The sequence below is a fragment of the Pseudomonas sp. BN411 genome, assembly GCF_029871235.1.
GTDB lineage: Bacteria > Pseudomonadota > Gammaproteobacteria > Pseudomonadales > Pseudomonadaceae > Metapseudomonas.
In genome coordinates, this window is sequence record NZ_SSOM01000085.1 from 1 (window position 1) to 16,812 (window position 16,812).

Annotated in this window: 6 protein-coding genes; 4 read left to right on the top strand and 2 right to left on the bottom strand. The window is 64.4% G+C overall.

Annotated features, from left to right (window positions below; all coding sequences use genetic code 11):
• On the bottom strand, nt 1–10,551 hold a 10,551-nt coding region (locus E8F06_RS27105; RefSeq protein ID WP_280372258.1), incomplete at its 3' end, for a peroxidase family protein.
• Nucleotides 10,552–11,373: 822 nt separating this feature from the next.
• On the bottom strand, nt 11,374–12,438 hold the full coding sequence (locus E8F06_RS27110; RefSeq protein WP_280372259.1) for a sigma-54 dependent transcriptional regulator: 1,065 nt from the start codon (nt 12,436–12,438) through the stop codon (nt 11,374–11,376).
• Nucleotides 12,439–12,723: 285 nt separating this feature from the next.
• On the opposite strand from E8F06_RS27110, the gene msuE reads away from it, so the two are divergent.
• The 4 genes from msuE (at nt 12,724) to E8F06_RS27130 (ending at nt 16,810) form a co-directional block, all read left to right on the top strand.
• Nucleotides 12,724–13,287: an FMN reductase gene (gene msuE / locus E8F06_RS27115; protein WP_280372260.1), complete on the top strand. Its 564-nt coding sequence runs from the start codon at nt 12,724–12,726 to the stop codon at nt 13,285–13,287.
• 10 nt (nt 13,288–13,297) lie between these two features.
• Nucleotides 13,298–14,443, top strand: coding sequence for an FMNH2-dependent alkanesulfonate monooxygenase (gene ssuD, locus E8F06_RS27120; RefSeq protein WP_280372261.1), 1,146 nt, complete (start codon nt 13,298–13,300; stop codon nt 14,441–14,443).
• Nucleotides 14,444–14,507: 64 nt separating this feature from the next.
• Nucleotides 14,508–15,692, top strand: coding sequence for an acyl-CoA dehydrogenase family protein (locus E8F06_RS27125; RefSeq protein ID WP_280372262.1), 1,185 nt, complete (start codon nt 14,508–14,510; stop codon nt 15,690–15,692).
• The gene (locus E8F06_RS27130; RefSeq protein WP_280372263.1) at nt 15,689–16,810 is read left to right on the top strand and encodes a sigma-54 dependent transcriptional regulator; all 1,122 of its coding nucleotides are present in this window, start codon (nt 15,689–15,691) and stop codon (nt 16,808–16,810) included. Before E8F06_RS27125 ends, E8F06_RS27130 begins: the two co-directional genes overlap by 4 nt.
• The last annotated feature ends 2 nt before the right edge of the window (nt 16,811–16,812 follow it).

Consider the following 16,812-nt stretch of genomic DNA (forward strand, 5'->3'; position numbering starts at 1 on the left):
TACCCCCACCAGGGTGATGTGGTTGCCACCGATGGTGACCAGAGTGTCCGCCCCGACATCGGTGATCGATACGCGGGTTGCGAAGTTCGCCGCGGTGATGCCCGGCACTGTCAGTTGCATCAGGTCCTGGCCACCTGCCGGGTTGGCGTCGAAGTCCAGGATATTGTCGTTGCCAAAGCCTGCGGCAAACACGAAGGTGTCATTACCGAGACCGCCAGTCATGAAGTCGTTACCGGCCCCACCGATCAGCCGGTCATTACCGAGGCCTCCAGTCAGTGCGTCGTTGCTCGCACCGCCGCTGAGAGTATCGTTACCCGCACCACCACTCAGGCTGTCATTACCGGCGCCGCCGATGATCATGTTATTCAGGTCATTGCCAATCCCCGCGAACGCGCCCGCCCCAAGGTTGGTGAGGTTCTCGAGGTTCGCGCCCAGCACATAGCCCGATCGTGTGGCCTGAACCAGGTCGATACCTTCACCAGCGAGTTCGGTCACGACATCCGGGGTGTTGTCGATGAGATAGACGTCATTACCCGCACCGCCGACCAAGGAATCAGTGCCGGCGTCGCCACGTAAACTATCCGCACCGGAACCGCCAACCAAGGTGTCGTTGCCACCGCCACCGCTTAGGCTGTTATTACCTGCCCCCCCCGTGATCACGTTATCGAGCCCATTGCCAATCCCCGCGAATGCCCCTGCGCCCGTGTAGGTGAGGTTCTCGACGTTCACGCCCAGCGCATAGCCCGATCGTGTGGTCTGAACCAGGTCGGTACCCTCACCACCCAGTTCGATCACGGCGTCCAGGGTATTGTCGATGAGATAGACATCATTCCCCGCACCACCGGCCAGGGCATCGATGCCTGCGCCGCCGTTGAGTGAGTCATCCCCTGCGCCCCCGTTCAGGTTGTCATTCCCACTGCCGCCAATAAGCACATCGTTGCCGACACCACCAACCAGCGAGTCGCCGCTCGCACCACCAATCAGGGTATCGTTACCGTCACCACCGCTTAGGCTGTTACCAGCTGCGCCGCCGGTGATCACGTTATCCAGCCCATTGCCAATCCCCGCGAATGCCCCTGCGCCCGTGTAGGTGAGGTTCTCGACGTTCGCGCCCAACACATAGCCTGACCGCGTGCTCCGAACCAGGTCGACACCTTCGCCAACAAGTTCGGTCACGACATCCAGAGTGCCGTCGATGAGATAGATATCATTCCCCGTGCCGCCGATAAGCGTATCGACGCCAAGGCCACCATTGAGCGTGTCATCGCCATCACCGCCGATGAGCACGTCAGCTCCAGCCAGGCCATTCAGGGTGTCATTACCAGCAAGCCCCTGAATCTCATCGATTCCTGCCGTGCCGTTAAGCACGTCGTCCCCTGCCGTACCGACGATCAGTGTCCCCACCGCCGTCGTTGCCGCCGAGGCCACCGACTCCGCGGTGCCGCCGTCATCCGTAAAGCTCGCCACCACCCGCAGCAGTTGCCCCAGCTGCGCCGCCCCGACCGTGAAGCTCGTCCCCGTGGCGCTGGCAATATTGTCCCAGGTCGCCCCGCCATTGGTGGAGAACTGCCACTGGAAGCTGAACACCGAGGTAGCGGTGCCATCCGCGTCGGCGATGGTCCCGCGAGTCGCCGTCAACACCTGGCCCAGGCTCGGCGTGGTATCGCTGATCGCCGGCGCACCCGTCGGCGCATCGTTTGACGGAGTCGCCGAAACCAAATCCGTCACGTTCGACAGCACGGTCTCCAGCACACCATTGGCGTCCTTGTAGATGGCCATCACCCGCAAGGCCAGGCCGGCCAGGTCGGCGGTGACGCGGAAGCTGCGGCCCGTGGCGCGGGAGACCTCGCCGGCGGCGACGAAGGTGATGTCGTCGAAGATGCCGCTGCCCGCGTTGGTTTCCACCTGCCAGTAGTAGGACACCGCTCCGGTGATGGTGCCGCCGGCATTGTCGGCATCGGTTACGCCAGCCAGGGAAGCGGTGAGCAGCGTGCCGACTTCAGGTGTAGCGTCGTTGATGCTCACCGCGCCTACCGGGCGTGCGTCGACGCCGGACAGGTCGATGACGCCGTCGGTGAACTGCAGGCGCTCGATGCTGTTCAGTTGGTCGGTACCGTCACGTCCAGCCACCGAGTCAGTCACGGTGACCGTGCCATCGGCATTGACCACGAAGTCGTACTCCGACGACAGGCCGCGGTACGCCGCCGTATCCAGCGCGGCAGTGCCTTGCAGGAGCTCCCGCACGATCACCAGTTGCCCGGCGTGATAGGTACCGTTGACCATCAGCGGCACCATCTCGGTCATGTTGTTGAAGCTCGCGATCTCCGCGCCGCTGCCATCGAGGTTGGCCCGCACGCTGATGCGTACGTTCAGCCATCTGTCGCCATCGATCAGGTCATCGCCACCCCGTCCCATGATGATGTCGCTGCCGCTGCCGCCGAGCATGATGTTGCCGCCGTCGAAGAAGGCCACGGACGGCACGGCCACGGTACCGAGCATCTGGTTGAGGAAGCCCTGGAGCCCGGAGATCAGCGCGATGTTGGTCAGCACGCTGCCCTTGGCGCCGGCCACCGGCAACGAAGCGGCATCGGAATCGTCACCGCTCAGCACGTCACCGAAGGCGGAACCCGACAGACCTTCGACGAAGTCGAAGCGGGACAGTACCGAGGCACCTGAACCCGGCTGTTGCGGCTGGTCGAAGAAGCGGTCACTGATGTCGATGGTGACACCGCGGGTATCGTTCTTGAAGGTCGCCCAGTCGTAACCGGAGGAACCGATGTAACGGTCACCCTGGCCAGCGCTGCCGACCATGATGTCGTCACCGCCCTCGGCGTTGAACTTGTCGTTTTCGCCGCTGCCGACGTAGACGTCGTTGCCGGCGATCGGGTCGTTGCCAGCCGGATCGAAGTTGTCGCCAGGGGCGCCGTCCGAGGTACCGGCTTCCAGCCAGTCATCACCCTCGTTGCCCATGTCCTGCTCGTTGGCTTTGGAGCCCAGGATGAAGTCGTTGCCCTGGCCGCCGAAGGCTTCGCTGGCGTCTTCACCGGTGATGATGAAGTCGTTGCCGAAGCCGCCGAGGATCAGGTTGACGCCGTTGCCACCCTGGATCACGTCGTTGCCGTTGTCACCCTTGATGTTGTCGTCGCCACCCACGTCCGTGATGATGTCGTCGTTGTCGCCACCATTGATGAAGTCATTGCCGTAGCCGCCATCCAGACGGTCATCTCCGCCGTCGCCGTAGAGGGTGTCGTCGCCCTCGCTGGAGCGCAGGATGTCGTTGCCGGCACTGCCGCCCAGTACCACATGGTCCGGACCGCGATACATCAGGTAGTTGGTGTCCAGCCCGGCAGTCGCCGGATTGTCGCGATCCACCAGCGGCAGCAGCGGGTTGTCACCCAGCGGGTCGGAGTTGCCGGCTATGGCATCGGTGCCGACCACATCATCCAGGGTGCCCTGGATGCCATCCGCGCCGGCATCATTGAGGCCGGTGTGCTGCACCAGCGGATTGACCTCAAGGGTAAAGGCCGGGGTCAGGAAGACCACGCCCGGCAGGTGGGTGGCATGGGTGTTGGCCATGATCAGCTTGGCGAACGAGTTGCCTTCCAGCTCAGCGTTGAAGTTCAGGCCGGCGGTACGTTCCAGGTAGTAGAAGCGGTCGCCGTCCTGGAGTTTCTCCAGCTGGTTCTCGAACACGAAGTTGAAGGTCGAGCCCAGCATGCCGCCGAACGGCGTGACCTTCTCGGCCAGGCCACCGATCCAGAAGTCCACCAGGTTGAGGCCGGTTTCCACGCCGGTCCATGCGCCAGTGCCATTGAGGAAGTCCAGCCGGTCGGCAGGTGCCGCTGCCCCGCCCAGGACGATGGCGGTCGCCGCGGCGCGCTTCTCGGCCAGGGTAGTCGCCGTTACGTCGATGGAGTCATGGGTACCGTAGGCCGCGATGAAGTTGATCAGCGACTCCGGATGCTTCAGGTGCATCACCATGTCGGCCCAGCTCACGTAGGGCTTCAGGTTGGCGTCGCCGGTAGCGTCGTAGAACGAGGCCCGGGCATGGTTGAGGCTCGGCACGCCGGTGTCGCGGCCACGGGCGATGTTCAGCGCTGCCAGGTCCAGCGGCAGGCCCACCAGGTTGTTGCGCAGCGCCTCGGTGACGAACTCGTCGATCTGGTTGCCCACGGTACGGGTCACGCCACGCACGATGGCACTGGTAGCGTCTTCCGGGGTCACGCCGCTGGCGGCATAGGCCAGCGGGTTGAGGAAGGCGGCGATCAGGCCCAGTTGCTGGTCGTTGGTCGGGTGCAGCGGGTCAGCGACGATCGGGTTGAAGTTGGCGTCGAAGCGATCGACTGTCTCGGTCAGCATCGAGTGGCCGAAACGGTAAACCGTGTGGGCGAACTCGGCGACGATCGACGGATCGAGGTTGACGTCATAGACCTGGGTCGGCGCGAAGAACGGGTCGACGTTGGGCTGGATGGTCCGCGCGAACTCTTCGAATACCAGGTGCTGGTACTGCATTTCAGTACCGAACTTGGCGGTCTGGAACAGCCGCTCGCCATTCCACTGCAGGGCATTGATGTCGGCCGCGGTGGTCGGGAAGGCAGCCGGAGCCGTACCCGGCAGCAGCCACTCGGCGAGGAACGCCAGGTCGTTGCTGGCCAGCACGGTGGACTTGGTCTGTGCCACCAGGCGATTGTGCTCGGAGTGGAAGATCGCGTGGACGGAGGTCAGGCCGATGTTCTCGTTGACCCGGCCGTCGCCGGCCATGTAGTGCGCGTCGAGCAGCTCGTTGTCGTAGGTTCCCGCTGCCGGCGGGGTGCCCACGTTGACGATGTTGTCGGCGTCGGCGGTCAGGCCGCCGGTGGGATCTGCGCTGTGGGCGATGTCGATGAGGAACTGGTGACCGGTGCTCACTGCACCTACCAGGCTGATACCCAGGCCGCCGTTGGCAGCCGGGTTGCCCTCCACCAGCTCGTCGTCGGCAGTACCCACAATACCGTCCGCGCCGGGGAACACCACTTGCGGGAAGCCGTTCGCCCCCTTGATGAAGTTGCCGTAGTCGTCGGTGGCCAGCAGCGGCACATCGAACACGTTGGCATCGGTCAGGTTGATCCCGAGGATGTCACGAGCCTGGGCCTTGACCACTGCCCAGGTGGCCATGCCACCGATTTCCACGTCGTCGGCTGTGCCGAACTCGCCATCGGCACCCAGGTTGCGGTTGGTGATCAGTTCACCGGTCGCCTTGGGCCCAGTCGGGGTGGAGATGTACTCACGCAGGAACACCTGGTGCGACGGGTGCGAGCTGTAGGTCTGGTTCTGGTCGACGAAGGGCGAGGTGGTGTTCTCGTTCTGCCCCGGTACGCCGCCCACCTGGGTAGCGCGGGTGAGGACCATGAAGTTGGTCGGGCTGCCCGCGACGAAGCGCGGATCATCCGGCTGCAGCGGGATGAACACGGTGCCGCTGCCACCCTTGGTCACCAGGTCCAGGCCGTGGTCGAAGAACTGCCCGAAGAAGGTCATCCAGGCGTTGAACGGAGCGGTCAGGCCAGCATCCGGCATGGTGTTGGCGATGAAGTTCACCTGCTGGTCATCGCCCGTGCCGAACAGACCGTCCAGTCCAGGACTGGTCACGACCAGATTGCCGTCCTTCAACACATCGTCGGCTGTCCCGAGAATCCCGTCCACGCCAGGATCGAAGGTCGACGCCACCGCCGCCGGGTTGTTGGCGGTCTGGTCGACGATCAGATTGCTGATGGTGCGCGGGTCGCTGTCCACCACACTGACGGAGCTGTTGTAGTTGGTGTTGGTGACGCCGTTGAAGGCGGCCTCATCGTTCTCATTGGTGAATTCAGGCGGCAACAGGCGCGGGAAGGTGTTGTCGGCTGCACCGAACTGGCTCTGGTCGATACCGGAGAAGTTCAGCAGGTTGTTGAACTCACCGGTGACCGTGCGCAGGCCCATGGAGGCGCGGATGTTCGGCAGCAGGGACAGCAGGTCGGCACCGCCAGCATGAGCCTCGGCGATGCGGATCTGATCGAGGATGAAGTTCAGGTCCCCGCGCACCAGCTGGATGCCTGGTCCGCTCTGGGTAACACCCGGCCCCACATCGACCACCGGAGTGGGCGGCGGCGGAGTGAAGGCCGCCACGGCGGCGGACGGTGCGGAGAACACCTGCTCGGTGACGCCGCCGGCATCCTGGTAGACGCCCTTGACCCGGATCGACAGACCCGCGAGGTCCGGAGTGATCCGGAAGCGGATGCCGTTGGCGCTCTGGAAGGCCAGGTCGCCCGCCGGTGCGGCAATGATGTCCTCGAATACGCCGCTGCCCGGAACGCGCTCGACCTGCCAGACATAGTTGACGTCGGTGATGTCGCCACCAGGGTTGTCACCGTCGTTGACGCCGGCCGCGGAGACGGTGAGGAAATCACCCACCTCCAGGGCGCCACCGTTGGTATCGCCGATGGTCAGCAGTCCCGTCGGCTCGGCATTGAGACCGGCGACCAGCACCTGCCTGCTGTCGGAGAACTGGATACGCTCGACGTTGGTCAGGCGATCGATGCCGTCACGGCCAGCCACCGAGTCGGTCACGGTGACGGAGCCGTCGGCATTGGTTACCACCGTGTAATCGGCAGCACGGCCTTGGTAGTTGGCGGTGTCGAAGCCGGCACCGCTATCGAGCAGTTCACGCACCGCCACCAGCTGACCGGGGTTGAAGGTGTGGTTCAGCATCAGGGGGATCAGGTCCACCATGCTGTCGAAGGTGGCGATTTCCGCGCCGGTGCCGTCGGCATTGGCACGTACGCTGATGCGCACGTTCAGCATCAGGTCGCCATCGATCAGGTCGTTGCCGCCGCGACCTTCCATGATGTCGCTGCCGCCACCGCCGAGGATGATGTTGCCGCCGACGAAGGTGTCCACCAGGTCGTCCGCGGTGCCGAGGATGCCGTCCGCACCTACCGCGGCCTGGTCACCGAGGAAGGCCCGCAGGCCGGTGATCAGGTCGAGGTTGGTCAAGGCACCGCCGGTAGCGCCGCCGTGGTTGATGATGGTGGTCGGGTCCACGTCGTCGCCGCGCAGGATGTCGGCGAAGGCGGAACCGGACAGGCCTTCCACTTCGGCGAAGCGGTCGAAGATCGAAGCCGGCGACTGTGCCACCGGGAAGGCGATGTGGTCGCCCACTTCACCGATGCCGAGGAAGGCCGCCAGCGCCAGGTCGACGGTGACGCCGATGTTGTCGTTCTTGTAGGTGACCCAGTCATAGCCGGACATGCCGTCCATCTTGTCCTGGGCATCGCTGCCCACGAAGATGTCGTCGCCGCCCTCCCCGATCATTTCATCGAAACCGCCGCCGCCGATGAAGATGTCGTGGCCGATCACGTTGTCAGCCAGCAGAGGCGCGAAGTTGTCGCCGGGCGCGCCGTCCTGGGTACCCCACTCGATCCAGTCGTTACCCTCGTTGCCGGTGGGCGGCAGGCTGGTCTTGGCGCTGTAGATGAAGTCGTCGCCCTGGCCGCCGAAGGTGGTGGACATGTCTTCGATGGTGACGATGAAATCCTTGCCGTTGCCGCCGAGGATCAGGTTGCCGGCGCCGCCGGCCATCATGTTGCCGACTTCGATCACGTCGTTGCCGTCGCCACCTTCCATGCGGTTGTCGCCACCCATATCGGTGAGGACATCGTCACCGGCGCCACCCATGACGGTGTCGTTGCCGTACCCGCCTTCGAGTTCGTCGTTGCCGCCATCGCCGTAGAGGGTGTCGTCGCCGTCGCCGGAGATGAGGGTGTCGTCAAGCGCTGTGCCACCGAGCACTATGTGGTCTTCCCCGGTGTAGCGCAGGTAGTTGGTTTCCACGGCAGCGGTATTGGGATTGTCGCGGATCACCAGCGGGGTGATTTCAATACCGTTGATGACGATACCGCCGGTGGGGTCGGAGTTGCCGGCGATACCGTCTGCGCCGACCACATCATCCGCCGTGCCCTGGATGCCGTCCGCGCCGGCGTCGTTCAGGCCGGTGTGCTGCGCGGCCTGGTTGACCTCAAGGGTCCAGGTCGGTGTGGAGAAGATCGCGTTGGACAGGTGAGTGGCATCGGTGTTGAGCATCACCAGTTTGGCGAAGGAGTTGTTCTCCAGCTCGGTGCCGAAGTTCATCCCCGCAGTACGCGACAGGTAATAGAAGCGGTCACCGTTCTGCAGGGACTCCAACTGGGTCTCGAACACGAAGTTGAAGGTCGAGCCCAGCTTGCCGCCGAACGGCATCTTCTCTTCGGCCAGGCCGCCGATCCACAAGTCCACCAGGTCCAGGCCGGTAGTGGTCACGCCATCGGCGCCGCTGGCCCAGGCCCCGGTGCTGTGCAGGAAGTCCAGGCGGTCAGTCGGTTCGCCGGCGCCGCCCAGCACCAGCAGGGTCGCAGCGGCACGTTTGGCCGCCAGGGTAGTAGCGCCGGTGATGCTGGTATGGGTGCCGTAGGCGGCGATGAAGTTGATCAGCGATTCCGGGTGTTTCAGGTGATCGAGGAAGTCCACCCAACTGGTGTAGGGGTTCAGTTGCTCGTCGCCGGTCATGTGGTAGAACTCGCGGCGCGCGGCGTTCAGCGAGGGAATGCCGGCATCGCGGCCACGGGCGATGTTGATGGCGGCGAGGTCCAGCGGCAGGCCTACCAGGTTGTTGCGCAAGGCCTCGGTGACGAATTCGTCGATCTCGTTGCCCACGGTGCGGGTCACACCACGGACGATGGCGCCGGCCGCAGCTTCCGCAGTCGGGCCACTGGCGGCGAAGGCCAGCGGGTTGAGGAAGGCGGCGATCAGGCCCAGTTGCTGGTCATTGGTCGGGTGCAATGGGTCGACTGTGACCGGGTTGAAGTTCGGATCGAAGCGATCGATGGTCTCAGTCAGCATCGAGTGGCCGAAGCGGTAAACCGTGTGGGCGAACTCGGCGACGATGGACGGATCGATGGTGGTGTCATAGCCCGATGGCGCCAGGAATTCGTCCACCTGCGGCTGGATGGTACGGGCGAACTCTTCGAACACCAGGTGCTGGTACTGCATCTCGGTGCCGAACTTGGCGGCCTGGAACAGACGCTCGCCGTTCCAGTCCAGGGCAGCGATATCGGCCGCAGTGGTCGGGAATACGGTTGGTGCCGTACCCGGCATCAGCCAGGGAGTCAGCTCCGCCAGGTTGCCGGAAGCCAGCAGTGTGCTCTTGGTCTGTTCCACCAGGCGGTTGTGCTCGGAGTGGAACACGTGGTGCACGGTGGTCAGGCCGATGTTTTCGTTGACCCGGCCGTCACCGGCCATGAAGTGCGCGTCCAGCAGCTCGTTGTCGTAGGTCCCGGCTGCGGGCGCGGTTCCCACGTTGATGATGTTGTCGGCGTCGGCGGTCAGGCCGCCGGTGGGGTCGGCGCTGTGGGCGATGTCGATGAGGAACTGGTGACCGGTACCGACCGCATTGGTCAGGTCGATCGGTGCCAGCGGGTTGCCTTCCACCAGGACGTCGTCGGCGGTGCCGGCCAGGCCGTCGACCCCTTTCATCACCACCTGCGGGAAGCCATTCGGCCCCTTGATGAAGTTGCCATAGGCATCGGTGGCCAGCAGCGGCACGTCAAACACGTTGGCATCGGTCAGGTTGATCCCGAGGATGTCGCGGGCCTGCGCCTTGACCACCGCCCAGGTGGCCATGCCGCCGATTTCCACGTCGTCAGCGGTGCCGAATTCGCCATCGGCCCCCAGGGCACGGTTGGTGATCAGCTTGCCGGTGGCATGGGGATGACCATCGGCACCGATCTCGTAGGCACGCAGGAACACCTGGTGCGACGGGTGCGAGCTGTAGGTCTGGTTCTGGTCGACGAAGGGCGAGGTGGTGTTCTGGTTCAGGCCAGGGCCGCCGAACTGGGTGGCGCGGGTCACGACCATGAAGTTGGTCGGACTGCCGGCAACGAAGCGCGGGTCGTCCGATTGCAGCGGGATGAAGATGATGTCGTTGCCGCCTTTGGTGACCAGGTCCAGGCCGTGGTCGAAGAACTGACCGAAGAAGGTCATCCAGGCGTTGAAGGGTGCGGACAGGCCGGCATCCGACGCAACGTTGGGAATGAAGAAGGTCGGCTTGTCATCTGCCGTGCCGAACAACCCGTCAAGGCCGGGGCTGGTCACGATCTGGGCGCCGTCCTTCAGCACGTCGTCGGGCGTTCCGAGAATCCCATCCACGCCAGGGTCAAAGGCCGTCGCGACTGCCGCCGGGTTGCTGGCGGTGTCATCGACGATCAGGTTGCTGATGATGCGCGGCTGGGCGTCGATTACCGTCCCGGTCGTCTGCGCGTAGGACGTGCCGGCATCGGCTGGCCGGAACACCGGGTCCAGCAGACGCGGGAAAAGGTTGTCCGCGGAACCGAACTCGGTCTGGCCGGCGAACAGGTTGTTGAACGAGCCGTCTATGGTGCGCAGGCCGAAGGGCACCTGCACGTTGGGCAGCAAGTCAATGAGCTCCTCGCCATTGGCGTGGGCTTCAGCGATGAGAATCTGCTGGAGAATGAAATCCAGGTCCGCGAGGTTGAAATTGGCCATTTGCTGATTCCTCAATTCCGACTGCGTAAGGGCGTGCGCCATGGCAGCAAGGACAGGGCTCCACGCTTTCGACTTGACTTCGGGATTTGGGGGACTAGATGACGCCTACCTTGAAGCGACGCTGGTGCTAGCGCGATTCACGCTCTTCAGCAGGAGGTTCTATCCCTGAGGGTGCCGGCAATATCGTGCCGACACCGGGGCGTCATCCGCCCGGCGGACCGTGAAATTCGGAAAGATGCTGCGAGACGGGCGAAAACGCCCCTGGTGATGCGGTGTGCGAAACAGTGCTCATGACGTTCTCCCTAGCGTTCATTGTTTCTCGGCTAAGGCTGCAACGCCCTCACGATGCAGCTATCCGCATTGCGAAACAATTTCTTACATACCTGACTAAAGATTCGCCAAAAAACACTGTCAAGCGTCCGTCATTCCCACCAAATTCGACCGTTTATATCATTTAAGTCATTGTTTTTAATCGCATTATCCATGAAATATGTTCTTACAAAGGCAATTCCGAGGGGCACTCCGGGGCCATCTCCACCCATTTCGGGGGCCATCCCCAATTGCTGGAACACCCGTTCTAGAGCGCTTCGCGACTGACGCTTCCGTTAATCCGCTGTTTGCCACCGCCCGGAGGAGCCGGGCCTAGCCTTGCAAAATCCGCGACTTCATGAGTCAAAAAACCGTGCTTTTTGCCTGAATGGGCAGCAGGAGTGGAATTTGTGTAGGAGCGAGCTTGCTCGCGAAGTGGCGGCTCAGGAGGTTCGCGAGCAAGCTCGCTCCTACAGTCCGCTTGCGCCCCGGGATGAGGCGCGGGAAATGGGATCAAGCCAGGCGAACGCCGGGGGTGCTATGGGCGACTTCCAACTCGCCAATCTTCTCCAGCCGCGCCCTTACGATGTTGCGGCTGATGCCCAGCAGGCGGGCGGTCTGTAACTGGTTGCCGTGGCAGAAGCGGTAGGCGGTGCGGAACAGGCGTTCCTCGATGTGTTCGTAGAGATCCGGCCGGTTCTCCTCGAATAGCGCCTCCAGCGCGGCTTCCAGGCCAACGGGCTGGAGCGGCTGGTCCTGGCGGATGGAGGCCAGGCGAATGTCCACCAGGTGCAGGTCGGCCGGTTGTACCTGGCGGTTGCGGCACACCAGCAGCGCGTGGTGGATAGCGTTTTCCAGTTCACGGATGTTGCCCGGCCAGCCATGGGCGAGCAGCTTGCGCTCGGCTTCCGGACTCAGGCTCGCCGGGGTGTAGCCCAGGCGTCGGCAATGTTCTTCGAGGAAGAATGCCGCCAGGGGCAGGATGTCCCCCTTGCGCTCGCGCAGCGGCGGCAACTGGATCTTGGCCACATGCAGCCGGTAGAAGAGGTCCTCGCGGAAATGTCCGGCGATGACCGCATCCGCCAGGTTGACGTTGGTCGCCGCCACCAGGCGCACGTCAATGGGGATCGGTGTGCGCGAGCCGAGCCGCACCACTTCCCGCTCCTGCAGCACCCGCAGGAGCTTCACCTGCATGTTCAACGGCAGGTCACCGATTTCGTCGAGGAACAGGGTGCCGCCGTTGGCCGCCTCGAACCAACCGGCCTTGCTCTGCGTGGCGCCGGTGAAGGCCCCCTTCTCGTGACCGAAGAGCTCGCTCTCCACCAGGGTTTCCGCGAAGGCGCCACAGTTCACCGCCACGAACGGACCACCGGAGCGGCGACTGAGGTTGTGGATATGCCGGGCCACCAGTTCCTTGCCAGTGCCGGTTTCCCCGACGATCAAGGCGTTGGCCTCGCTGGGAGCCAGGCGCTCGATGCGGCCGAGCAGGTCACGGGAGGCCGGGTCCTCGAAAACCAGCACGGTGGCCCGTACGGACTTGGTCAATTCACGGGCATTGGGGAGGGTAAGCAGAGACATGGTGCATTCCTGGCATCCGAAAGCGCAGAGGAATGATGCCCGATGCCCATATAGATAAAAAAATTATCTATTCGCATTTATATATTCCAATTTTACATATACGAGAACACCCCATCGCCAGCAGAGGTGTTGCCAGGGCAACACCCAAGCAACACAACTGCTGCCCATCAGCCAGAGAACATCCGCAAAACATCACCGAACTGCCCTGATTCCGCACACTTTGCGCTTTGGTACGCCCCTTGCTCTGTCCTGCTGCACACCCAGCAACATCACAAGGGATACCTCATGAGCAAGTCGATCAAAGTGGTCGCTGTTACCGGCAGCACCTTCCGTCCTTCCCGCACCCTGGTGCTGATCCAGGCCATCGTCGCCGAGCTGGGCAGGCACCTGCCCATCCAGAGCCACCTGATCGAACTGGGCGACATCGCCCGCTCGGTGGGCGGCGCGCTGTCGCGCAAGGAACTGCCGGAGACCGTCGAGCACGAACTGCGCGCCATCGAGAATGCCGACCTGCTGGTGGTGGCCACTCCGGTCTATCGCGGCACCTATCCGGGCCAGTTCAAGCACCTGTTCGACCTGATCGACCAGAGCGCGCTGATCGACACCCCGGTGCTGCTCGCCGCCACCGGTGGCAGCGAGCGCCATGCGCTGGTCCTCGACCACCAACTGCGTCCGCTGTTCAGCTTCTTCCAGTCGCTGACCCTGCCCATCGGGGTCTACGCCTCCGAGTCCGATTTCGACAACTACCAGATCAGCAGTGACGCGCTGAAAGCCCGCATCCAGCTCGCCGCCGAACGTGCAGCGCCTCTATTCCCCGGCGCTGCCGCCGACCTGCTGAAGATCGCCTGAAGGACCTGACATGAACGTTTTCTGGTTTCTCCCCACCCACGGCGATGGCCATTTCCTCGGCACCACCCAGGGCGCCCGGCCGGTCTCCCTGCCCTACCTCAAGCAAGTGGCGCAGGCCGCCGACAGCCTCGGCTACCACGGCGTGTTGATCCCCACCGGCCGCTCCTGCGAGGACTCCTGGGTGGTCGCCTCGGCCCTGGCGCCGCTGACCGAGCGTCTGCGCTACCTGGTGGCAATCCGTCCGGGGATCATCTCCCCCACCGTCTCCGCGCGCATGGCCGCTACCCTCGACCGTCTCTCCGGCGGACGCCTGCTGATCAATGTGGTCACCGGCGGCGACCCGGACGAAAACCGCGGCGATGGCATCCACCTGAGCCATGCCGAACGCTACGAGGTCACCGACGAGTTCCTGCGCATCTGGCGCCGCGTGTTGCAGGGCGAGTCGGTTGATTTCGAGGGCAAGCACATCCAGGTGGAAAACGCCAAGGCGCTCTACCCGCCGCTCCAGCAGCCCTATCCGCCGCTGTACTTCGGCGGCTCTTCCGACGCAGCCCATGACCTGGCCGCCGAGCAGGTGGACGTCTACCTGACCTGGGGCGAACCGCCTGCAGCAGTGGCGAAGAAGATTGCCGACGTACGCGAACGCGCCGCCCGCCATGGCCGCACCGTGAAGTTCGGCATTCGCCTGCACGTGATCGTGCGTGAAACGGCGGAAGAAGCCTGGCGCGCCGCCAGCAAGCTGATCGAGCACATTTCCGACGACACCATCGCCGCCGCCCAGCAGTCCTTCGCCCGTTTCGATTCCGAAGGCCAACGGCGCATGGCCGCGCTGCATGGCGGACGCCGCGACAACCTGGAAATCGCCCCGAACCTCTGGGCCGGCGTCGGACTGGTGCGTGGTGGCGCCGGCACCGCCCTGGTGGGCGACCCGCAGCAGGTGGCGACGCGCATCAAGGAATACGCCGACCTCGGCATCGAGAGCTTCATCTTTTCCGGCTACCCGCACCTGGAAGAGGCCTACCGCTTCGCCGAACTGGTGTTCCCGCTGCTGCCCGAGCCCTACGCCAGTCTGGCCGGTCGCGGCGTCACCAACCTCACCGGCCCGTTCGGCGAAATGATCGCCAACGACGTATTGCCCAAGGCCGCTGCGAGCTGAGCCTGCCCGCCCCTTCTCGCCAAGGGGCGTCCCAACAAGAATCTCACCTGAAGAGGTATCCCGCGTGAATGCCCTGCAGCATCTCCCCCATCCCTCGCCGCTGGAAATTGCCCGCGAGCTGGCGGCCGGCTTTGCCGAAACGGCCGCCGAGCGCGACGCCCGTGGCGGTACACCCAAGGCCGAACGCGATGCCATCCGCCAGAGCGGCCTGCTGTCACTGATCATTCCCGAGCAATACGGCGGACTCGGCCAGGACTGGCAAACCACCCTGGACGTGGTACGCGAATTCGCCCGCGTGGACAGCTCCATCGCCCACGTCTTCGCCTTCCAGCACCTGATGCTCGCGACCGTGCGGCTGTTCTCCCGCCCCGAGCAATGGCAGCCCTGGTTCCAGCTCACCGCACGCAGCCAATGGTTCTGGGGCAACGCGCTGAACCCGCTGGACACCCGAACGACGGTGAAGCGCTTCGACGGCTGGCGAGAATTCTCCGGCAAGAAGAGCTTCTGCTCCGGTGCCCTCGATTCGCAGATGCTGATCGCCTCTGGCCTGGACGAAGAAACCGGCAAGCTGCTGATCGCTGCCATCCCCACGGCCCGCAGCGGCATCAGCCTGGCAGACGACTGGGACAACATCGGCCAGCGCCAGACCGACAGCGGCAGCGCCATCTTCGAGCGGGTGCGGGTCGAGGAAAACGAACTGCTGCTGGACCCGGGCCCGCTGAGCACACCCTTCGCCTGTCTGCGCCCGCTGATTGCGCAACTGATCTTCACCCATATCTACCTGGGCATCGCCGAAGGCTCCTTCGAGGAGGCCCGCGCCTACACGCTCAAGGAAGCCCGCCCCTGGTTCAAATCGCCGGCCAGCCACATCGGTGAAGATCCCTACGTGCTGGCCCATTACGGCGAGTTCTGGGTTGGCCTGGAAGGCGTCCGCGCCCTGGTGAGGCGCGCCACCGCCCTGCTGGACGCAGCCTGGAACCAGGGCCCCGACCTCGGTGATGCCCAGCGGGGCGAACTGGCCCTGGCCATCGCCACCGCCAAGGTAGCGGCCACCCGCACCGGCCTCGACCTGTGCAGCCGCCTGTTCGAGGTGACCGGCGCGCGCTCCACCCATGCCGCCCTGCGCCTGGACCGCCACTGGCGCAACCTGCGCACCCAGACCCTGCACGACCCGGTGGACTACAAGGTCCGCGAACTGGGCGAGTGGGCCCTCAACCAGACCCTGCCGAAGCCGACCTTCTACTCATGAAAGCACCGCGCCAAGCCCCTTCCGGCCTGCTCACCCTCCCCCCGTCCCCGGCCCTGGCCACATCCGTGCGAGCCACCGCCCAGGTGTTCGAAGACCCCAAGTCCCAGGCGCTGCTGGCGCACCTGCAGCAGGTTGCGCCGAGTGAGGCCAGCGTGCTGATCATCGGCGAAACCGGTACCGGCAAAGAGCTGGTGGCGCGCCACGTGCACAACCTCAGCAGTCGCCGTGACGGCCCCTTCGTGGCGGTCAACTGCGGCGCGTTTTCCGAGTCCCTGGTGGAGGCCGAACTGTTCGGCCATGAGAAAGGCGCCTTCACCGGCGCGCTGGCGGCCAAGGCCGGCTGGTTCGAAGCGGCCAACGGCGGCACCCTGTTCCTCGATGAGATCGGCGACCTGCCCATGCCCATCCAGGTCAAGCTGCTGCGGGTGCTGCAGGAGCGGGAGGTTGTGCGCCTGGGTTCGCGCAAGAGCATCCCCATCGACGTGCGGGTGCTGGCCGCCACCAACGTGCAACTGGAAAAGGCCATCAATGCCGGGCATTTCCGCGAAGACCTGTACTACCGGCTCAACGTCGTCAGCCTGGAACTCAGCCCCCTGCGCGAGCGGCCCGGCGACATCCTGCCGCTGACCCGCCACTTCATCGACGAATACAGCCGCCGCCTCGGTTACGGCCGCAGCGAACTCAGCGCCGAAGCCGAGCACAAGCTGCGCGGCTATTCCTGGCCGGGCAACATCCGCGAGCTGGAGAACGTCATCCACCACACCCTGCTGATCTGCCGCGACGGGCTGATCCAGGCCGCCGACCTGCACCTGTCGAACCTGCGTATCGACCGCCCGGAGGAACCCCGTGCCCACGAAGGCGGCGCCGAGGCGCAATTGCAGCAGGCGTTCCAGCGCCTGTTCGCGGAGCAGGCCGACAACCTGCACCAGAAGGTGGAAGACGCCCTGCTCCGCGCGGCCTACCGCCACTGCCACTACAACCAGGTGCACACGGCCAACCTGCTCGGGCTCAGCCGCAACGTCACCCGCAGTCGCCTGATCGCCATCGGTGAACTGGTGGTGAGCCGGCGCGGCGTGCAACGCATCGACGGCCAGCGCGAGGTGCAGCTATCGGTCTGATG